This is a genomic window from Streptomyces formicae (assembly GCF_002556545.1).
Taxonomy (GTDB): Bacteria; Actinomycetota; Actinomycetes; order Streptomycetales; family Streptomycetaceae; genus Streptomyces; species Streptomyces formicae_A.
This window is the reverse complement of the sequence record NZ_CP022685.1, coordinates 5,494,949-5,515,352: the sequence shown is the minus strand read 5'-3', so window position 1 is coordinate 5,515,352 and position 20,404 is coordinate 5,494,949. Positions and strand designations below refer to the sequence as shown.

Annotated in this window: 18 protein-coding genes; 1 reads left to right on the top strand and 17 read right to left on the bottom strand. The window is 68.9% G+C overall.

The window, feature by feature from the left end:
* Nucleotides 1–125: 125 nt before the first annotated feature.
* Genes nuoN through KY5_RS23910 form a run of 14 tightly spaced genes read right to left on the bottom strand, consistent with a single transcriptional unit; the run spans nucleotide 126 to nucleotide 16,221 of the window.
* Nucleotides 126–1,778, bottom strand: a complete 1,653-nt coding sequence (gene nuoN / locus KY5_RS23975; protein ID WP_098244182.1) for an NADH-quinone oxidoreductase subunit NuoN — start codon at nucleotides 1,776–1,778, stop codon at nucleotides 126–128.
* The gene (locus tag KY5_RS23970; RefSeq protein WP_098244181.1) at nucleotides 1,775–3,346 is read right to left on the bottom strand and encodes an NADH-quinone oxidoreductase subunit M; all 1,572 of its coding nucleotides are present in this window, start codon (nucleotides 3,344–3,346) and stop codon (nucleotides 1,775–1,777) included. Before KY5_RS23970 ends, nuoN begins: the two co-directional genes overlap by 4 nt.
* A gap of 5 nt (nucleotides 3,347–3,351) precedes the next feature.
* A complete protein-coding gene (gene nuoL, locus KY5_RS23965) occupies nucleotides 3,352–5,271 on the bottom strand; it encodes an NADH-quinone oxidoreductase subunit L (RefSeq protein WP_098244180.1) in 1,920 nt (639 codons plus the stop codon).
* A gap of 14 nt (nucleotides 5,272–5,285) precedes the next feature.
* Nucleotides 5,286–5,585 carry an NADH-quinone oxidoreductase subunit NuoK gene (nuoK, locus tag KY5_RS23960; RefSeq protein ID WP_055543692.1) on the bottom strand — a complete coding sequence of 100 codons (300 nt, stop codon included), beginning with the start codon at nucleotides 5,583–5,585 and terminating at the stop codon, nucleotides 5,286–5,288.
* The gene (locus tag KY5_RS23955) at nucleotides 5,582–6,421 is read right to left on the bottom strand and encodes an NADH-quinone oxidoreductase subunit J (protein ID WP_098244179.1); all 840 of its coding nucleotides are present in this window, start codon (nucleotides 6,419–6,421) and stop codon (nucleotides 5,582–5,584) included. Before KY5_RS23955 ends, nuoK begins: the two co-directional genes overlap by 4 nt.
* On the bottom strand, nucleotides 6,418–7,131 hold the full coding sequence (nuoI, locus tag KY5_RS23950; protein WP_234362840.1) for an NADH-quinone oxidoreductase subunit NuoI: 714 nt from the start codon (nucleotides 7,129–7,131) through the stop codon (nucleotides 6,418–6,420). Before nuoI ends, KY5_RS23955 begins: the two co-directional genes overlap by 4 nt.
* The gene (gene nuoH / locus KY5_RS23945) at nucleotides 7,124–8,506 is read right to left on the bottom strand and encodes an NADH-quinone oxidoreductase subunit NuoH (RefSeq protein ID WP_199843616.1); all 1,383 of its coding nucleotides are present in this window, start codon (nucleotides 8,504–8,506) and stop codon (nucleotides 7,124–7,126) included. The genes nuoI and nuoH overlap by 8 nt, the downstream gene beginning before the upstream one ends.
* A complete protein-coding gene (locus KY5_RS23940) occupies nucleotides 8,506–11,019 on the bottom strand; it encodes an NADH-quinone oxidoreductase subunit G (protein ID WP_098244178.1) in 2,514 nt (837 codons plus the stop codon). Before KY5_RS23940 ends, nuoH begins: the two co-directional genes overlap by 1 nt.
* The gene (nuoF, locus tag KY5_RS23935; RefSeq protein ID WP_098244177.1) at nucleotides 11,016–12,377 is read right to left on the bottom strand and encodes an NADH-quinone oxidoreductase subunit NuoF; all 1,362 of its coding nucleotides are present in this window, start codon (nucleotides 12,375–12,377) and stop codon (nucleotides 11,016–11,018) included. The genes KY5_RS23940 and nuoF overlap by 4 nt, the downstream gene beginning before the upstream one ends.
* Complete coding sequence (gene nuoE, locus KY5_RS23930) at nucleotides 12,377–13,228, bottom strand: NADH-quinone oxidoreductase subunit NuoE (protein ID WP_098244176.1); 852 nt, start codon at nucleotides 13,226–13,228, stop codon at nucleotides 12,377–12,379. Before nuoE ends, nuoF begins: the two co-directional genes overlap by 1 nt.
* Nucleotides 13,225–14,559, bottom strand: coding sequence for an NADH-quinone oxidoreductase subunit D (locus tag KY5_RS23925; protein WP_098244175.1), 1,335 nt, complete (start codon nucleotides 14,557–14,559; stop codon nucleotides 13,225–13,227). The genes nuoE and KY5_RS23925 overlap by 4 nt, the downstream gene beginning before the upstream one ends.
* Entirely contained in the window at nucleotides 14,559–15,290 is a 732-nt protein-coding gene (locus tag KY5_RS23920) for an NADH-quinone oxidoreductase subunit C (protein WP_098244174.1), read from the bottom strand. The genes KY5_RS23925 and KY5_RS23920 overlap by 1 nt, the downstream gene beginning before the upstream one ends.
* Nucleotides 15,287–15,841, bottom strand: a complete 555-nt coding sequence (locus KY5_RS23915; RefSeq protein ID WP_031035164.1) for a NuoB/complex I 20 kDa subunit family protein — start codon at nucleotides 15,839–15,841, stop codon at nucleotides 15,287–15,289. Before KY5_RS23915 ends, KY5_RS23920 begins: the two co-directional genes overlap by 4 nt.
* A 20-nt stretch (nucleotides 15,842–15,861) precedes the next feature.
* On the bottom strand, nucleotides 15,862–16,221 hold the full coding sequence (locus KY5_RS23910; protein WP_003992243.1) for an NADH-quinone oxidoreductase subunit A: 360 nt from the start codon (nucleotides 16,219–16,221) through the stop codon (nucleotides 15,862–15,864).
* A 771-nt stretch (nucleotides 16,222–16,992) separates the two neighbouring features.
* Here KY5_RS23910 and KY5_RS23905 point away from each other — a divergent pair.
* A complete protein-coding gene (locus tag KY5_RS23905) occupies nucleotides 16,993–17,817 on the top strand; it encodes a C40 family peptidase (RefSeq protein ID WP_234362839.1) in 825 nt (274 codons plus the stop codon).
* 101 nt (nucleotides 17,818–17,918) lie between these two features.
* On the opposite strand, the gene KY5_RS23900 is transcribed toward KY5_RS23905, so the two are convergent.
* From KY5_RS23900 to KY5_RS23890, 3 genes are read right to left on the bottom strand one after another with little or no spacing between them, the layout of a single operon-like run.
* Nucleotides 17,919–18,248 carry a putative quinol monooxygenase gene (locus tag KY5_RS23900; RefSeq protein WP_098244172.1) on the bottom strand — a complete coding sequence of 110 codons (330 nt, stop codon included), beginning with the start codon at nucleotides 18,246–18,248 and terminating at the stop codon, nucleotides 17,919–17,921.
* Between the two features lie 48 nt (nucleotides 18,249–18,296).
* A complete protein-coding gene (locus KY5_RS23895) occupies nucleotides 18,297–19,043 on the bottom strand; it encodes an IclR family transcriptional regulator (RefSeq protein ID WP_098244171.1) in 747 nt (248 codons plus the stop codon).
* On the bottom strand, nucleotides 19,040–20,326 hold the full coding sequence (locus KY5_RS23890) for a geranylgeranyl reductase family protein (protein WP_098244170.1): 1,287 nt from the start codon (nucleotides 20,324–20,326) through the stop codon (nucleotides 19,040–19,042). Before KY5_RS23890 ends, KY5_RS23895 begins: the two co-directional genes overlap by 4 nt.
* Between the last annotated feature and the right edge of the window lie 78 nt (nucleotides 20,327–20,404).

Here is a 20,404-nt window from a genome sequence, read left to right as displayed (position 1 = left end):
CCCTCCACGATAGGGCTCCGCACCGACAGCCAGGAAAGTTATCCACAGGCTCGCCCCCACCACACGCCACCGCCCGGCACCCCAGTCGAACGGGGTGCCGGGCGGCGACGCACGGAAGAGCGGGGCTACCGGACGAAGACTCCCGCCTGACCCGCCAGATCCAGGAAGTACTGCGGGGCCACACCGAGCACCAGCGTCACCGCGACGCCCACGCCGATCGCCGTCATCGTCAGCGGCGAGGGCACCGCGACGGTGGGTCCCTCCGGCTTCGGCTCGCTGAAGAACATCAGCACGATCACGCGGATGTAGAAGAACGCGGCGATCGCCGACGACAGCACACCGACCACGACAAGCGCGCCCGCGCCGCCCTCCGCCGCCGCCTTGAACACCGCGAACTTCCCGGAGAACCCGGAGGTCAGCGGGATGCCCGCGAAGGCGAGGAGGAAGACCGCGAAGACCGCGGCGACCAGCGGGGACCTGCGACCGAGCCCCGCCCACTTGGACAGGTGCGTGGCCTCGCCGCCCGCGTCGCGCACCAGCGTGACGACGGCGAAGGCGCCGATGGTCACGAAGGAGTACGCGGCCAGGTAGAAGAGCACCGAGGAGACGCCCTCCGGAGTCGTCGCGATGACACCGGCGAGGATGAATCCCGCGTGCGCGATCGACGAGTACGCCAGGAGCCGCTTGATGTCGGTCTGGGTGATCGCGACGATCGCGCCGCCCAGCATCGTGATGATCGCGACGCCGTACATGACCGGGCGCCAGTCCCAGCGCAGTCCCGGCAGGACCACGTAGAGGAGCCGCAGGAGCGCGCCGAACGCGGCCACCTTCGTCGCCGCCGCCATGAAGCCGGTGACGGGCGTCGGGGCGCCCTGGTAGACGTCCGGCGTCCACATGTGGAACGGCACGGCGCCCACCTTGAAGAGCAGCCCCATCACGATCATCGCGGCGCCGATCAGGAGCAGCGCGTCGTTGCCCATGGTGTCGGCGAGCGCCGGGTCCACGGTCTTCACGTTGCCCTCGACGACGTTCGCGATCGTCGCGTACGACACCGAGCCCGCGTACCCGTACAGGAGCGCGATGCCGAAGAGCGTGAACGCCGAGGCGAAGGCGCCGAGCAGGAAGTACTTGACGGCGGCTTCCTGCGACATCAGGCGCTTGCGGCGGGCGAGCGCGCAGAGCAGGTAGAGCGGCAGGGAGAAGACTTCCAGCGCGATGAAGAGCGTCAGGAGGTCGTTGGCCGCGGGGAAGACGAGCATGCCGCCGACGGCGAAGAGTGCGAGGGGGAACACCTCGGTGGTGGTGAACCCGGCCTTCGTGGCGGCCTGTTCGCCCTCGCTGCCCGGCACGGCGCCCGCCTGCGCCACGAACGAGTCGACGCGGTTGCCGTGGGCCACCGGGTCGAGGCGCCGCTCGGCGAAGGTGAAGATCGCGACGATTCCGGCCAGCAGGATCGTGCCTTGCAGGAAGAGCGCGGGTCCGTCGACGGCGATCGCGCCCATCGCCGCGATGTGCGCCTTCGTCGTACCGAAGCCGCGGGCGGCGAGCCCGACGACCGCGGCGAAGGCGGCCGCGAGCGCGACCACGGACACGAACAGCTGAACGTAGTAACGGGACTTGCGCGGGACGAAGGCTTCGATGAGCACTCCGATGACGGCCGCGCCGATGACGATCAACACCGGCGACAGCTGCCCATACTCGATCTTAGGCGCGTCGATCTTGTCGATCGGTCCTGCCGCCGCCGTTGTCCACAGGCTGTGGACGGCTGATGCGCTCACTTGGCCGCCTCCACCTCGGGCTTGGGGTCCTTCTTCTGTACGTCGGACATCGTGTGCTTGACCGCCGGGTTCACCAGCTCGGTGAGCGGCTTCGGGTAGACCCCGAGGCCGATCAGGAGCGCGATCAGCGGGGCGACGACGACCAGTTCCCGCACCCGCAGGTCCGGCATGGCGGAGACCTCCGCCTTCACGGGGCCCGTCATCGTCCGCTGGTAGAGGACGAGGGTGTAGAGCGCGGCGAGCACGATGCCGACCGTCGCGATGATCCCGACCACCGGGTAGCGCGCGAACGCGCCGACCAGGACCAGGAATTCACTGACGAACGGCGCGAGCCCGGGAAGCGAGAGCGTCGCGAGGCCACCGATCAGGAAGGTGCCCGCGAGCACGGGCGCCACCTTCTGCACGCCTCCGTAGTCGGCGATGAGCCGCGAACCGCGCCGCGAGATCAGGAAGCCCGCCACCAGCATCAGGGCGGCCGTCGAGATGCCGTGGTTGACCATGTAGAGCGTCGCGCCGGACTGCCCCTGCGAGGTCATCGCGAAGATGCCGAGGACGATGAACCCGAAGTGCGAGATCGACGCGTACGCCACCAGGCGCTTGATGTCGCGCTGGCCGACCGCGAGCAGCGCTCCGTAGATGATGCTGATCAGGGCGAGGACGAGGATGACCGGCGTCGCCCACTTGCTCGCCTCGGGGAAGAGTCCGAGGCAGAAGCGCAGCATCGCGAACGTGCCGACCTTGTCGACGACCGCCGTGATCAGTACGGCGACCGGGGCGGTGGACTCCCCCATCGCGTTCGGCAGCCAGGTGTGCAGCGGCCACAGCGGCGCCTTCACCGCGAAGGCGAAGAAGAAGCCGAGGAAGAGCCACCGCTCGGTGTTGGTCGCCATGTCCAGCGTGCCGTTGGCGCGGGCCTCGGCGATCTCCTGGAGCGAGAAGTTCCCCGCCACCACGTAGAGCCCGATGACCGCGGCCAGCATGATCAGGCCGCCGACGAGGTTGTAGAGGAGGAACTTGACCGCCGCATACGAGCGTTGGGCCGCTGCCTTCTCGTCGCTGCCCGAGTGGGCGCGGTCCCCGAAGCCACCGATGAGGAAGTACATCGGGATGAGCATGGCTTCGAAGAAGATGTAGAAGAGGAAGACGTCGGTGGCCTCGAAGGAGATGATCACCATCGCCTCGACGGCCAGGATCAGGGCGAAGAAGCCCTGAGTCGGCCGCCACCGGGACGACTTCGTCTCCAGGGGGTCGGCGTCGTGCCAGCCCGCCAGGATGATGAAGGGCATCAGGAGCGCGGTGAGCGCGATGAGGGCGACACCGATGCCGTCGACCCCGAGCTCGTAGCGCACCCCGAAGTCCGCGATCCAGGAACGCGATTCGGTGAGCTGATAGCGGTCGCCGTTCGGGTCGAACCGCACGAGCACGGTCACGGCGAGCGCGAGCGTCGCGAGCGAGACGAGCAGCGCGAGCCACTTGGCGGCGCTCCGCCGGGCGGCCGGGACGGCCGCCGTGGCGATCGCGCCGACCGCGGGCAGGGCCGCCGTCGCTGTCAGGAGAGGAAAGGACATCGGTATCAGACCGCCCTCATCAGCAGGGTCGCGGCGATGAGTACCGCAGCGCCGCCGAACATCGAGACCGCGTAGGAGCGGGCGTAGCCGTTCTGCAGTTTGCGCAGCCGTCCGGAGAGGCCGCCGACCGAGGCCGCGGTGCCGTTGACGACTCCGTCGACCAGGGTGTGGTCGACGTAGACCAGGGACCGCGTGAGGTGCTCGCCGCCGCGCACCAGGACGACGTGGTTGAAGTCGTCCTGGAGGAGGTCGCGGCGGGCGGCCCTGGTGACGAAGGAGCCGCGCGGTGCGGTGACCGGGACGGGCCTGCGGCCGTACTGGACGTAGGCCAGGGCCACACCGATGACCAGGACCACCATGGTGGCGCCCGTGACCGTCGCGGCGCTCAGCGGCGAGTCCCCGTGGGAGTGCTGGGTGACCGGCTCCAGCCAGTGCATGAAGCGGTCTCCGATGGAGAAGAAGCCACCCGCGAAGACCGACCCGAAGGCGAGCACGATCATCGGGATCGTCATGGACTTCGGCGACTCGTGCGGGTGCGGCTCGTTGCCGGACCCCGCGGCGGAGCCGCTATCAGACGCTGTGGGCTGCCAGCGCTTCTCTCCGAAGAAGGTCATGATCATCACGCGCGTCATGTAGTACGCGGTGATGGCCGCGCCCAAAAGCGCCACCGAGCCGAGGATCCAGCCCTCCGTGCCGCCCTTGGCGAACGCCGCCTCGATGATCTTGTCCTTGGAGAAGAAGCCGGAGAGCCCCGGGAAGCCGATGATCGCGAGATAACCGAGCCCGAAGGTCACGAAGGTGACCGGCATGTACTTCCTGAGGCCGCCGTACTTCCTCATGTCGACCTCGTCGTTCATGCCGTGCATGACCGAACCGGCGCCGAGGAAGAGCCCGGCCTTGAAGAAGCCGTGCGTCACCAGGTGCATGATCGCGAAGACGTAGCCGATGGGGCCGAGGCCCGCGGCCAGGATCATGTAGCCGATCTGGGACATCGTCGACCCGGCGAGGGCCTTCTTGATGTCGTCCTTCGCGCAACCGACGATCGCACCGAACAGGAGCGTGACCGCGCCGACCACCGTGACGACGAGCTGCGCGTCGGGCGCCCCGTTGAAGATCGCGCCGGAACGGACGATCAAGTAGACGCCCGCGGTCACCATGGTGGCGGCGTGGATCAGGGCCGAGACCGGGGTCGGGCCCTCCATCGCGTCACCGAGCCAGGACTGCAGCGGCACCTGCGCGGACTTGCCGCACGCGGCGAGCAGCAGCATCAGGCCGATGGCCGTGAGCTTGCCCTCCGATGTGTCACCCGTGGACTCCAGGACGGGCCCGAAGGCGAACGTCCCGAAGGTGGTGAACATCAGCATGATGGCGATCGAGAGGCCCATGTCGCCGACCCGGTTGACCAGGAAGGCCTTCTTCGCGGCGGTGGCCGCGCTGGGCTTGTGCTGCCAGAAGCCGATCAGGAGGTACGAGGCGAGGCCGACGCCCTCCCATCCGACGTACAGGAGCAGGTAGTTGTCGGCGAGGACCAGGAGGAGCATCGCCGCGAGGAACAGGTTCAGGTAGCCGAAGAAGCGGCGGCGCCGCTCGTCGTGCTCCATGTACCCGACGGAGTAGATGTGGATCAGGGTGCCCACACCGGAGATCAGCAGGACGAACGTCATCGACAACTGGTCGAGCTGGAAGGCGACGTCCGCCTGGAACCCCTCCACGGGGATCCAGCTGAACAGGTGCTGCGACAGCGAGCGCTCCTCGGCGCCCTTGCCCAGCATGTCGGTGAACAGCACGACGGCGATGACGAAGGAGGCGGCCGCGAGCAGCGTGCCGAGCCAGTGGCCCACGCGGTCCAACGCCCGCCCGCCGCACAGCAGTACGGCCGCTCCGAGCAGAGGCGCCGCGACGAGCAGCGCAATCAGGTTCTCCACTTTTCAGCGACCCCTTACAGCTTCATCAGGCTGGCGTCGTCGACCGAGGCCGAGTGGCGGGAACGGAACAGCGACACGATGATCGCGAGCCCGACCACGACCTCCGCGGCGGCGACGACCATCGTGAAGAAGGCGATGATCTGGCCGTCGAGGTTGCCGTGCATGCGGGAGAACGTGACGAACGCGAGGTTGCAGGCATTGAGCATCAGCTCGATGCACATGAACACCACGATCGCGTTCCGCCTGATGAGCACGCCGGTCGCGCCGATCGCGAACAACAGGGCGGAGAGATAGAGGTAGTTGACCGGATTCACTTCGACGCCTCCTCGGTCCGCCCGATGTCGGTCTCCCGCAGGTCGGGCCGCTCGAGCCGGTCGGTGGAGCGCTGCTCGAGCGCCCGCAGGTCCTCGATCGCCTCACTCGACACGTCGCGGATCTGGCCGCGCTCACGCAGGGTCTTCATGACCGTGAGCTCGGAGGGGGTGCCGTCGGGGAGCAGGCCCGCGATGTCCACCGCGTTGTGCCGTGCGTAGACGCCGGGGGCGGGCAGCGGCGGCAGGTGCTTGCCCTCGCGCACGCGCTCCTCGGCCCGCTCGCGCTGGGTCTTGGCGCGCTCCGTGCGCTCGCGGTGGGTCATCACCATCGCGCCGACCGTGGCCGTGATGAGCAGGGCGCCGGTGATCTCGAAGGCGAAGACGTACTTCGTGAAGATGAGCCCCGCGAGGCCCTCCACGTTGCCGCCCGCGTTCGCCTTGCCGAGGCCGTTGAACTCCTTCACCGAGGCGTTCCCGATGCCCGCGAAGAGCAGCACCGCGAAGCCGAACCCGCACAGGGCGGCCAGCCAGCGCTGCCCCTTGATGGTCTCCTTCAGGGAGTCGGCGGCGGTGACGCCGACGAGCATGACCACGAAGAGGAACAGCATCATGATCGCGCCGGTGTAGACGACGATCTGGACGATGCCCAGGAAGTACGCCCCGTTGGCGAGGTAGAAGACGGCCAGGATGATCATGGTCCCGGCGAGGCAGAGCGCGCTGTGCACGGCCTTCTTCATGAGGATGGTGCACAGGGCGCCGATCACCGCGACCGTGCCGAGCACCCAGAACTGGAAGGCCTCGCCGGTGGAGGTGGAGTAGGCGGCGATCTGCGTCATCGGCCGATCACCTTCTCCGACGCCGGTTCGGAATCACCGAAGTCCGCGGCCGCCTCCTGGGGCGTCTCCCCCTTGGAGAGGGCGACTTGGGGGACCGTGCCCGGCGCCGCCTCGGTCACCAGACCCCGGTAGTAGTCCTGCTCGTCCATGCCGGGGAAGATCGAGTGCGGGCTCTCGACCATGCCCTCCTCCAGCCCGGCGAGCAGCTGCTCCTTGGTGTAGATGAGGTTCTCGCGGCTGCTGTCGGCCAGCTCGAACTCGTTCGTCATCGTCAGCGCGCGCGTGGGGCACGCCTCGATGCACAGTCCGCACAGGATGCAGCGGGCGTAGTTGATCTGGTAGACGCGGCCGTAGCGCTCACCGGGTGAGTAGCGCTCCTCCTCGGTGTTGTCCGCGCCCTCCACGTAGATGGCGTCCGCCGGACAGGCCCAGGCGCAGAGCTCACAGCCGACGCACTTCTCCAGGCCGTCCGGATGGCGGTTGAGCTGGTGCCGGCCGTGGAACCGGGGAGCGGTGGTCTTCTGCTGCTCCGGATACTGCTCGGTCAGCCGCTTCTTGAACATGGCCTTGAAGGTCACGCCGAAGCCCGCCACGGGGTTCTGGAACCCCTGCTTCGATTGATTCGACTGGTTCGGTTCAGCCGACTGCTGCGGCTGCGCCGGCAGCTTCGACTTGCCCGACCGGTCCGGCTGGTTCGACTGCTCAGCCATCGGACGCCTCCTTTCCGTCATTGCGGGTTCCGTCACTTTGAGTATCGGGGCCACCACTGACAATCAGCTCCCGCTCCTGGCGCGAGCGGCGGCGTGGCACGGGTGGCAGGCTCTGTCCCGGCAGCGGTGGCACGGGGAATCCGCCCGCCATCGGGTCGAAGGCGACCGGCTCCTCCTGCTCGACGAGCGCCGCCTCGCCCTTCTCGCGCTTGTCGCGGAAGATGTCGACGACCACGGAGAGCAACAGCAGTGCGATGACGCCGCCGCCCACATAGAGCGCGATCGAGGTGAAGTCGTAGTTCTCGTTCCGCATCGCCCTGACCGTGGCCACGAGCATCAGCCAGACCACCGAGATCGGGATCAGGACCTTCCAGCCGAGCTTCATCAACTGGTCGTAGCGGACGCGTGGCAGCGTGCCGCGCAGCCAGATGAAGAAGAACAGCAGCAACTGGACCTTGATGACGAACCAGAGCATCGGCCACCAGCCGTGGTTCGCACCCTCCCAGAAGGTGCTGACCGGGTACGGGGCCCGCCAGCCGCCCAGGAAGAGCGTGACCGAGACCGCCGAGACGGTGACCATGTTGACGTACTCGGCGAGCATGAACAGCGCGAACTTGATGGAGGAGTACTCGGTGTTGAAGCCACCGACGAGGTCGCCCTCGGACTCCGGCATGTCGAACGGCGCGCGGTTGGTCTCACCGATCATCGTCACGATGTAGATCAGGAACGAGACGGGCAGCAGCAGCACGTACCAGCGGTCGGCCTGCGCCTCCACGATCGCCGAGGTCGACATCGACCCGGAGTAGAGGAAGACGGAGGCGAAGGCCGCGCCCATCGCGATCTCGTAGGAGATCATCTGCGCGCAGGAGCGCAGACCGCCGAGCAGCGGATACGTGGATCCGGAACTCCAGCCCGCGAGCACGATGCCGTAGATGCCGACGGAGGCGACCGCGAGGATGTAGAGCATCGCGATCGGCAGGTCGGTGAGCTGCATCGTGGTGCGCTGGCCGAAGATCGAGATCTCGTTGCCCGCGGGACCGAAGGGGATCACGGCGATCGCCATGAAGGCCGGGATCGCGGCGACGACCGGCGCGAGGATGTAGACCACCTTGTCCGCGCGCTTGACGATCAGGTCTTCCTTCAGCATCAGCTTGATGCCGTCCGCGAGGGACTGCAGCATGCCCCAGGGGCCGTGCCGGTTGGGGCCGATGCGCAACTGCATCCAGGCGACGACCTTGCGCTCCCACACGATGGAGAAGAGCACCGTCACCATCAGGAACGCGAAGCAGAAGACCGCCTTGAGGGCGACCAGCCACCAGGGGTCACGGCCGAACATGGACAGGTCTTCCGCCGCAAGCGGCACCACGGTGTGCATCACGACGTCACCTCCGGGGCCTCAGAGGGCTCCGGCAGGACCGCCGGGCCGATGCGGACGAGGTCGCCGGGGTGCGCACCGGTGTCCGAAGTGACGCCTCCCCCGGCGGAGTTCAGCGGCAGCCAGACCACCCGGTCGGGCATCTCCGTGATCTGGAGCGGGAGTTCGCTCGTCCCTGCCGGGCCGCTGACGGCGAGCACGTCGCCGTCCTTGACGCCCGCCTCGGCGGCCGTGGCGGGCGACACGCGCGCGTGGGCGGCGTGCCGCGTCCCCGCGAGCGCTTCGTCGCCCTCCTGGAGGCGGCCCCGGTCGAGCAGCAGCCGGTGACCGGCGAGAACGGCCTCTCCGGAGGCGGGCCTCGGCGGCTGGGCGCCGGTCTCCAGGGGCTCCGTCGCGTGCGGGCCGTCCCAGGCGCCGAGCCGGTCCAGCTCGCGCCGGATGGTCAGCAGGTCCGGGAGGCCCAGGTGGACGTCACCGGCGTCGGCCAGCATGTGCAGGACGCGGGCGTCGGTGGGCGCCAGCCTGCGCGTCATCTGGTCCGGCTTGAGCGCGGCGTCGAACATCCGCGCCCGGCCCTCCCAGTTGAGGAACGTGCCGGGCTTCTCCGCGACCGCGGCCACGGGGAGCACCACGTCGGCGTGGTCGGTGACCTCGCTGGGCCGCAGCTCCAGGGAGACCAGGAAACCGACCTCGTGCAGCGCCTGACGCGCGCGCGTCGGGTCGGGCAGGTCGGCGACCTCGACGCCCGCCACCAGGAGGGCGCCTAGCTCACCGGTCGCGGCGGCCTCGACGATCTGGCCGGTGTCGCGGCCGTAGCGGTGCGGGAGTTCGGCGACGCCCCAGGCGGACGCGACCTCGTCCCGCGCGCGCGGGTCGGTGGCCGGACGCCCGCCGGGCAGCAGCGAGGGCAGCGCGCCCACCTCGATGGCGGCCCGCTCCCCCGCCCTGCGCGGGATCCACACCAGCTGAGCGCCGGTGGCGGAGGCGGCCCGCACGGCGGCGGTGAGCCCGCCGGGCACGGCCGCGAGCCGCTCGCCGACGACGATGACGGCTCCTTCGCCGCGCAGCGCCTCGGCGGCCTTGGCCCCGTCGTCCGCGAGGCTCACCCCGGCGGCGAGCGCGTCGAGCCACTCCGTCTCGGTGCCGGGCGCCGCGGGCAGCAGCGTGCCGCCCGCCTTCTCCAGGCCCCGGGTCGCGAACGTCGCGAGGGAGAAGGTGCGCTGGCCGTGCTTGCGCCAGGCCTTGCGCAGCCTCAGGAAGACGCCGGGCGCCTCCTCCTCCGCCTCGAATCCGACGAGCAGGACGGCGGGGGCCTTCTCCAGGGCGGCGTAGGTGACGCCAGCGCCGTCCAGGTCCCTGCCGCGCCCCGCCACCCGGGCCGCCAGGAAGTCGGCCTCCTCACTGCTGTGCACGCGCGCGCGGAAGTCGATGTCGTTCGTGTCGAGCGCCACGCGCGCGTACTTGCTGTACGCGTAGGCGTCCTCCACGGTGAGGCGGCCGCCGGTCAGGACACCGGCGCGGCCGCGCGCGGCGGCCAGCCCACGGGCGGCGACGTCCAGGGCCTCGGGCCAGCTCGCGGGCTCCAGTTCGCCCGTCGACGCGTTGCGCACCAGGGGGGTGGTGAGCCGGTCCGGCTTCTGCGCGTAACGGAAGCCGAAGCGCCCCTTGTCGCAGATCCACTCCTCGTTGACCTCGGGGTCGTCCTGCGCGAGACGCCGCATGACCTTGCCGCGCCGGTGGTCGGTGCGGGTCGCGCAGCCGCCGGAGCAGTGCTCGCACACCGAGGGCGACGAGACCAGGTCGAAGGGGCGCGAGCGGAAGCGATACGCCGCCGAGGTCAGCGCGCCGACCGGGCAGATCTGGATGGTGTTCCCGGAGAAGTACGACTCGAAGGGGTCGCCCTCGCCCGTGCCGACCTGCTGGAGCGCGCCGCGCTCGATCAGCTCGATCATCGGGTCGCCCGCGATCTGGTTCGAGAAGCGGGTGCAGCGCGCGCAGAGCACGCACCGCTCACGGTCGAGAAGCACCTGCGTGGAGATCGGCACCGGCTTCTCGTACGTCCGCTTCTTGCCTTCGAAGCGGGAGTCCGGGTCGCCGACCTGCATCGCCTGGTTCTGCAGCGGGCACTCGCCGCCCTTGTCGCAGACCGGGCAGTCCAGCGGGTGGTTGATGAGCAGCAGCTCCATCACACCGCGCTGCGACTTCTCCGCGACGGGCGAGGTCAGCTGCGACTTCACGACCATGCCGTCGGTGCACGTGATCGTGCAGGACGCCATCGGCTTGCGCTGGCCCTCGACCTCGACGATGCACTGGCGGCAGGCGCCCGCGGGGTCGAGGAGCGGGTGGTCGCAGAACCGGGGGATCTCGATGCCGAGCAGTTCGGCGGCCCGGATCACCAGGGTCCCCTTGGGGACGCTGATGTCGATGCCGTCGATGGTCAACGAGACGAGGTCCTCGGGCGGAACCGCCGCCTCACCGCCCCCGGAGGGAGCGCTATTAGTGGTCACTGTCATGCGTTCACCTCCGTGGTGCGGGCGGGCTTGTCGGCCCAGAGCGTCGACTTGGCCGGGTCGAAGGGGCAGCCCCTGCCGGTGATGTGCTGCTCGTACTCCTCGCGGAAGTACTTCAGCGAGGAGAAGATCGGCGAGGCGGCGCCGTCGCCGAGGGCGCAGAACGACTTGCCGTTGATGTTGTCGGCGATGTCGTTCAGCTTGTCGAGGTCGGCCATGACGCCCTTGCCCGCCTCGATGTCGCGGAGCAACTGCACCAGCCAGTACGTCCCTTCGCGGCAGGGCGTGCACTTGCCGCAGGACTCATGGGCGTAGAACTCGGTCCAGCGGGTCACGGCCCGCACGACGCACGTCGTCTCGTCGAAGCACTGCAGCGCCTTGGTGCCGAGCATCGATCCGGCGGCGCCCACGCCCTCGTAGTCGAGGGGTACGTCCAGGTGCTCGTCGGTGAACATCGGGGTCGAGGAGCCGCCGGGCGTCCAGAACTTGAGCCGGTGCCCGGCCCGCATGCCGCCGCTCATGTCGAGCAGCTGGCGCAGCGTGATGCCGAGCGGCGCCTCGTACTGCCCCGGGCTCGTGACGTGCCCGCTGAGCGAATAGAGCGTGAAGCCGGGCGACTTCTCGCTCCCCATCGACTTGAACCAGTCTTTTCCTCGGTTGAGGATCGCGGGAACGGATGCGATGGACTCGACGTTGTTCACGACAGTGGGGCATGCGTAAAGGCCCGCGACCGCAGGGAAAGGGGGACGCAGTCGCGGTTGGCCTCGACGGCCTTCGAGCGAGTCGAGCAGCGCGGTCTCCTCACCGCAGATGTACGCGCCCGCGCCCGCGTGCACGGTGAGTTCGAGGTCGAGTCCGCTGCCCAGGACGTTCTTGCCGAGGTAGCCCGCCGCATAGGCCTCGCGGACGGCCTCGTGCAGCCTGCGCAGCACGGGGACGACCTCGCCCCGCAGATAGATGAAGGCATGCGACGAACGGATCGCGTAGCACGCGATCACGATCCCCTCGATGAGGGAATGCGGGTTCGCGAAGAGGAGCGGGATGTCCTTGCAGGTCCCCGGCTCCGACTCGTCGGCGTTGACAACTAGATAGTGCGGCTTGCCATCGCCCTGCGGAATGAACTGCCACTTCATTCCGGTGGGGAAGCCCGCGCCGCCCCTGCCCCGCAGGCCCGAGTCCTTCACGTAGGCGATGAGGTCGTCCGGGTCCATGGCGAGGGCCTTGCGCAGCCCTTCGTACCCGTCGTGACGGCGGTAGGTCTCCAGCGTCCAGGACTTGTCCTCGTCCCAGAACGCCGAAAGGACCGGTGCGAGCAGCTTCTCGGGGCTGGTCTCGTTGTCGATCTCGGCTGCCAAGGTCATCACTCCCCCTCCTCGGCGGTCGGTCCGGCCGGGTGGGCCGGGTCGGATGCCGAGGTCTGCTGCGGTGCGTCGTGCGAGCTGAGGTGCTCGGCGGGCGCCTCGTCCGCGGGCCCGCCCGCGCGCGGGTGCACCACGCGGGGCTGCGGCAACTCGCCCTTGGCCAGGCGCAGTCCGATCAGCGAGGCGGGGCCCGCGCCGCCGCTCGCCTCGACGGCACCGGGCCGCTCGTCGGGGAAGCCCGCCAGGATCCGGGCGGTCTCCTTGTACGTGCAGATCGACGCGCCGCGCGTGGGCTCCACCGGCACGCCCGCGCGCAGGTCGTCGACGAGCCGCTTGGCGGAGTCGGGCGTCTGGTTGTCGAAGAACTCCCAGTTGACCATCACCACGGGGGCGAAGTCGCAGGCGGCGTTGCACTCGATGTGTTCGAGCGTGATCTTGCCGTCCTCGGTCGTCTCGTCGTTGCCGACGCCGAGGTGCTGCTTGAGCTCGTCGAAGATCGCGTCGCCGCCCATCACCGCGCACAACGTGTTGGTGCAGACGCCGACTTGGTAGTCGCCCGACGGCTTGCGCCGGTACATGGTGTAGAAGGTCGCGACCGCGGTGACCTCGGCCGTGGTCAGGCCGAGCGCCTCGGCGCAGAACCGCATGCCCGTGCGCGTGACGTGCCCCTCTTCGGACTGCACCAGGTGCAGCAGGGGAAGGAGGGCGGAGCGCGAGTCCGGGTAGCGGGCGATGACCTCCTTGGCGTCCGCGTCGAGCCTGGCGCGCACGTCGGCCGGGTAGTCGGGGGCGGGGAGTTGGGGCATGCCCAGGCTGACGCCCGCGCCCTGCTCGGAGGGGGTGGTGGTCACCGGTCGACGCCTCCCATCACGGGGTCGATGGACGCGACGGCGACGATGACGTCGGCGACCTGGCCGCCCTCGCACATCGCCGCCATGGCCTGAAGGTTGGTGAAGGACGGGTCGCGGAAGTGGACCCGGTAGGGGCGGGTGCCCCCGTCGGAGACGACGTGCACGCCGAGTTCGCCCTTGGGCGACTCGACCGCCGTGTACGCCTGCCCCGGCGGGACCCTGAAGCCCTCGGTCACCAGCTTGAAGTGGTGGATGAGGGCCTCCATGGAGGTGCCCATGATCTTCTTGATGTGGTCGAGCGAGTTGCCCAACCCGTCCGGGCCGAGCGCCAGTTGCGCGGGCCAGGCGATCTTCTTGTCCTCGACCATGACGGGACCGGGGGCGAGCCGGTCCAGGCACTGCTCGACGATCCGCAGCGACTGGCGCATCTCTTCCAGGCGGATCAGGAAGCGCCCGTAGGAGTCGCAGGTGTCGGCGGTCGGGACGTCGAAGTCGTAGGTCTCGTAGCCGCAGTAGGGGTCCGTCTTGCGCAGGTCGTGCGGGAGGCCCGCGGAGCGCAGGACGGGGCCCGTGGCGCCGAGCGCCATGCAGCCGGAGAGGTCCAGGTAGCCGACGTCCTGCATGCGGGCCTTGAAGATGGGGTTCCCGGTGGCGAGCTTGTCGTACTCCGGGAGGTTCTTCTTCATCTTCTTCACGAACTCGCGGACCTGGTCCACGGCGCCCGGGGGCAGGTCCTGGGCGAGTCCGCCGGGCCGGATGTACGCGTGGTTCATCCGCAGGCCGGTGATCAACTCGTAGATGTCGAGAATGAGTTCACGATCACGGAAGCCGTAGATCATGATCGTCGTCGCGCCGAGCTCCATGCCGCCGGTGGCGATGCACACCAGGTGCGAGGAGAGCCGGTTGAGCTCCATCAGGAGCACGCGGATGATCGAGGCACGGTCCGGGATCTGGTCCTCGATGCCGAGGAGCTTCTCGACACCGAGGCAGTACGCCGTCTCGTTGAAGAACGGCGTCAGGTAGTCCATGCGCGTGACGAACGTCGTGCCCTGCGTCCACGTGCGGTATTCGAGGTTCTTCTCGATGCCCGTGTGCAGATAGCCGATGCCGCAGCGGGCCTCGGTGACGGTCTCGCCGTCGATCTCCAGGATCAGCCGGAGCACACCGTGCGTGGAGGGGTGCTGGGGACCCATGTTGACGATGATGCGCTCGTCGTCGGTCTTGGCCGCCGACTGGACGACCTCGTCCCAGTCGCCGCCGGTGACCGTATATACGGTCCCCTCGGTCGTCTCGCGAGCGGAAGCGGGGGAAGTTCCCTGAGTGGCAGACATCAGCTGTACGACCTCCGCTGGTCCGGAGCCGGGATCTGGGCGCCCTTGTACTCGACGGGGATGCCGCCGAGGGGGTAGTCCTTGCGCTGCGGGAAGCCCTGCCAGTCGTCCGGCATCATGATCCGCGTCAACGCCGGGTGACCGTCGAAGATCAGGCCGAAGAAGTCGTACGTCTCGCGCTCGTGCCAGTCGTTGGTCGGATAGACCGTGACGAGGGAGGGGACGTGCGGGTCGGCGTCGGGGGCACTGACCTCGACGCGGATCAGTCGGCCGTGGGTGAGCGAGCGCAGGTGGTAGACGGCGTGCAGCTCGCGGCCCTTGTCGCCCTCGAAGTGCACGCCACTGACGCCGGTGCAGAGCTCGAAGCGCAGCGCCGGGTCGTCGCGCAGGGTCTGGGCGACGCGCAGGAGGTGCTCGCGCGCGATGTGGAAGGTGAGTTCGCCCCGGTCGACGACCGTCTTCTCGATCGCGTTCTCCGGGACGAGGCCCTGTTCCTCCAGGGCCCCCTCCAACTCGTCGGCGACCTCGTCGAACCAGCCGCCGTAGGGGCGCGAGGAGGCGCCGGGCAGCGTGATCGTGCGGACGAGTCCGCCGTAGCCGGAGGTGTCGCCGCCGCTGTCGGCGCCGAACATGCCCTTGCGTACGCCGATGACCCTGCCGGCCTCGTCGCGCGGCGCCGGGACGCCGTTGCCGTTCAGGTGCTCGTCGTGCGAGCCGTGCGCGTCGCTCACCGCAGCAGCCCCTTCATCTCGATGGTGGGGAGCGCCTTGAGGGCCGCCTCCTCCGCCTCACGGGCCGCTTCTTCCGCGTTCACGCCGAGCTTGGAGCCCTGGATCTTCTGGTGGAGCTTGAGAATCGCGTCCATCAGCATCTCGGGGCGCGGCGGACAACCGGGCAAATAGATGTCAACAGGGACAACATGGTCCACACCCTGCACAATCGCGTAATTGTTGAACATCCCACCCGATGAGGCGCAAACCCCCATGGAAATGACCCACTTGGGGTTGGGCATCTGGTCATAGACCTGCCGCAGCACGGGCGCCATCTTCTGGCTCACCCGTCCGGCCACGATCATCAGGTCCGCCTGGCGCGGCGAACCGCGGAAGACCTCCATGCCGAAGCGCGCCAGGTCGTAGCGCCCCGCGCCCGTCGTCATCATCTCGATGGCGCAGCACGCGAGACCGAACGTGGCGGGGAAGACGGATGACTTGCGCACCCAGCCCGCGGCCTGTTCGACGGTGGTCAGCAGAAATCCGCTCGGCAGTTTCTCTTCGAGTCCCATGCTCTTTGCCCCTCAGACCTTTAGTCCCATTCCAGGCCGCCGCGCCGCCATACGTACGCGTACGCGACGAAGACGGTGAGCACGAAGAGCAGCATCTCCACGAGCCCGAAAATCCCGAGGGCGTCGAAGGTGACGGCCCAGGGGTAAAGGAAGACGATCTCGATGTCGAAGACGATGAAGAGCATCGCCGTCAGGTAGTACTTGATGGGAAATCGCCCACCACCGGCCGGCGTCGGCGTCGGCTCGATGCCGCACTCGTACGCCTCGAGCTTGGCTCGGTTGTACCGCTTTGGACCGATAAGCGTGGCCATGACCACGGAGAAGATCGCAAAGCCTGCCCCGAGGGCTCCCAGCACGAGGATGGGCGCATAGGCGTTCACGCTCCTCGCTCCTCTCAGTCGGCACTGACTGTTGGCGGTTGCGTCGGACCGCGCCCCGAATCCCATCGAAGATCGCGCACATGTGAAGCAGGTCACAAGCCCAACTGCCCCGCATCTTATGCCCGGCGGTCTGTGATCTGCGACACGGGGTGCGACAACGGCTTTGTGATCTCCACCACCTGACGAAGGATCATGAAGTCGGATGAGCGGTGATCTTCGTACGCGAAGCGCCTGAGTGATCACTAGAGGTGACATCTTGGCGAGTTGCCCCTGGTCGAGAGCCTGCCGCTCTATCAAGACAGGTGACTCCGGCGCAAATTGGTGCTGGACGGCATCGCTTGATAGTGGAGCCGCGTTCACACTTTGGCGGGAGAGGTGTGGACGGATGTGGACGCGTGCACCGATTCACGAACGGTCGGGCGACGAGTGATCCAGGGGTGAGCGGGCACCCGAAAACTCCGGGAGATCTCAGGGAGGTCTCAGCCAGGTCTCAGGGAGACCCCCGAGAGGGTGCCCGTGTGACCTGTGCCACAGGGGCCCGTGCGGCGAATAAACCGGGCTTGGCCAACCGGCTCAACCGGTGGTAGACCAAGGGCAATTCGGACGTATCACAGAAAACCCATGATCACAGGCGTGATCGGCCGTGTCCGCATTGCCCGTTACGGCGTCAATAAGAAGCGACACGCCCGGGATTCGGCCGCGCCACGGGCAACTGTGGCGCAGGACACGTTTCTTGAAGGGAACCCTGAGTCCCTGATAGCGGTTGGTCTCATGTCCCACACCGCTCACATACCCAGCCACCGGAAGCCCCGTCGCAGCGCCACGAAGGTCGCCCTGCGCGCCGGAGTTGCCGGTGGCGTCCTCAGCACCCTGGCAGTGGCCGCGGCGGCCGGTACGGCGAACGCGGCCGAGCCGGTGACCGAGACCATCGAGATGCCCACGCTCACCGCCGATCTGTCCGCCCAGATCGCGCACTCCGCCGACGTCACCCAGCAGGCCGCCGACTCCTACGAGTCGCGCGCCGAGCAGGACGCCGCCGCCTCCAAGGCCGCCAAGCAGGCCAAGGAAGACCAGGCGCAGGCCGAGAAGAAGGCCGAGGCCAAGCGCAAGGCCGAGGCCGCCGCCAAGAAGAAGGCGGAGCAGGAGCGCGCCTCGCGCTCGGCCGAGCGCACCAACCTGACCACGCAGTCCGGCGGCGGCTCCTCCGCGAGCTCCTCCGACTCGGTCGCTCCCCCGGCCAGCGGCAGCGTCGGCTCGGTCATCAGCTTCCTCAAGTCGCAGCTCGGCGACGCCTACGTGATGGGTGCCTCGGGCCCCAACGCCTGGGACTGCTCCAGCCTCGTGCAGGCCGCGTTCAAGCAGGCGGGCGTGGACCTCCCGCGCGTCTCGCAGGACCAGTCGACGATGGGCACCGAGGTCGGCACCTCGAACCTCCAGGTCGGCGACATCCTGTACTGGGGCGGCAAGGGCTCCGCGTACCACGTCGGTGTGTACATCGGTAACGGCCAGTACCTGGACGCCGCCAACCCCAGCAAGGGCGTTGTCATCCAGGACCTGTCGGGTTACCCGGCCTCGGGCGCCGTGCGCGTCCTCTGACGGCCTCTTAGAGACACGACCGAGGGCCGGAACCCCCCTGGGGGGTTCCGGCCCTCGGCATGCCCTGAGACGGCCTCTCAGCCGCCCCGCGAGCGTTTCCCTCAGTCGTTCTTCGGCGAGAGCTCCGCCATCGCGGACCAACCGCTGCCCTCGATCTCGGTGTTCACGATCTGCGGCACCGAGGCGATGAGCTCGCCCATCGTCTCCAAACCGGCCTTGAAGTGGTCGGAGCCGACGTGCGCGGCGCCCGCGTCCCCGTCGGCGAACGCCTCCAGGAGCACGAACTGGTTCGGGTCCTCGACGGAGCGGGACCACTCGAAGAAGACGTTGCCCGGCTCGGCACGGGTGGCGGCGGTGAACGCGGCGGTCCGCTCGATCCAGCTGTCGCTGTGCTCGGGGCGGACGGTGAACTTGACGGCGATGAAAATCATGCGGCCAGCGTCCGCCCGCACCGCCGCGTCGGCAAGCGCGACGGGCCGCTATTCCGACGCTGCCGGAATGCCCCGCCGCGCGGCCCGCGTCAGGACGCCGGTCAACTCCCGCCGCCGCCCGCGGAACTCCGCGGTCGGCAGGGACACCGACAGGGCCCGGACCCCGTCGCCGAGCGGTACGGCCACACAGGTGTACGCCGGATCCGTCTCCCCCACCGACACCGCGACACCCGCCGCCCGCACCCGGCGCAGCTCGGCCTCGAACCGGTCGGGGCTCGTGATGGTGTGCTCGGTCAGCCTCGGCAGGCCGTGCTCGTCCAGATAGCGCCGCCTGGCCGCCCTGCCGAGCGAGGCGAGCAGCACCTTGCCGTGCGCGGTGGCGTGCGCGCCCTGGTCGACACCGACCTCGAACGGGTCGCCACCGTCGGCCAGTACGGCCGTGGTGCTGTCGACGACGGCGATCCGGCCGCCCCTGCGGGCGCTGAGGTAGGCGTGGGCACCGGCCGTCCTGCGTACGCCGAGCAGCAGCTTGCGGGTGCCCGCGTCGACCCCCGCGTGCCGCTGGAAGGAGCGGTACAGGGCGGGTACGCGCGGGCCGAGCGCGAAGCCGTCCGGGGTGCGCGCCACGTGCCCGCGCGCGGTGAGCGGGGCGAGCAGGTGGTACACGGTCGAGAGGGCGCAGCCCAGTTCACCGGCGAGCGCCTTGGCGCCGACCGGTTCGGGGGCCCGGGCCACCGCCTCCAGGAGGTCGAGCGCCCGGTCCACCGAAGCGGGGCCGCCGTGCTCCTGGGTCACGCCTTCGGAGCCACCTTGCTCAGCCCGTTGATGATCCGGTCCATCGCGTCGCCGCCCGTCGGGTCGGTCAGGTTGGCGAGCATCTTCAGCGTGAACTTCATCAGGACCGGGTGGGTCAGACCGCGCTGGGTCGCGATCTTCATGACCTTCGGGTTGCCGATGAGCTTCACGAAGGCGCGGCCCAGCGTGTAGTAGCCGCCGTAGACGTCCTTGAGGGTCTGCGGGTAGTTCAGGAGCGCCAGTTCGCGCTGGGCGGGGGTGGCACGCGCGTGTGCCTGCACGATGACGTCCGCCGCGATCTGGCCCGACTCCATGGCGTACGCGATGCCCTCGCCGTTGAACGGGTTCACCAGGCCGCCCGCGTCGCCGACCAGGAGCAGGCCCTTGGTGTAGTGCGGCTGGCGGTTGAAGGCCATCGGCAGGGCGGCGCCGCGGATCGGCATCGTCATGTTCTCCGGGGTGTAGCCCCAGTCCTCGGGCATCGAGGCGCACCACGCCTTGAGGACCTCGCGCCAGTCCAGCTCGCGGAAGGCCTTGGAGGAGTTGAGGATGCCGAGGCCCACGTTGGAGGTGCCGTCGCCCATGCCGAAGATCCAGCCGTAGCCGGGCAGCAGCCGGTCCTCGCCCGGTCCGCGCCGGTCCCACAGCTCCAGCCACGACTCCAGGTAGTCGTCGTCGTGGCGGGGCGAGGTGAAGTACGTCCGTACGGCGACGCCCATCGGGCGGTCCTCGCGCCTGTGCAGGCCCATGGCGAGGGAGATCCGCGAGGAGTTGCCGTCGGCGGCGACGACGAGCGGGGCGTGGAAGGTGACCGGAGTCTTCTCCTCGCCGAGCTTGGCGTGCACGCCGGTGACGCGGCCCGTGCGGTCGTCGATGATCGGCTCGCCCACGTTGCACCGCTCGTGCAGGCGGGCGCCCGCCTTCTGCGCCTGCCTGGCGAGCTGCTCGTCGAAGTCGTCGCGCTTGCGGACCAGGCCGTAGTCCGGGTAGGAGGCGAGATCCGGCCAATCCAGCTGGAGGCGCATGCCGCCGCCGATGATGCGCAGGCCCTTGTTCCTGAGCCAGCCCGCCTCTTCGGAGATGTCGATTCCCATGGACACGAGCTGCTTCGTGGCGCGGGGGGTGAGGCCGTCGCCGCAGACCTTCTCCCTCGGGAACGCGGTCTTCTCCAGGAGCAGGACGTCGAGCCCGGCCTTGGCCAGGTAGTACGCCGTCGTCGACCCTGCGGGCCCGGCGCCGACGACGATGACGTCCGCTGAGTGTTCGGAGAGGGGCTCGGTCACGGCGGGTTCTCCCCAAGGCTCGAAATCATTGTGCCGACGGGCACGGGATATGGGCAGTCTATGAGGCGGTACCGATCA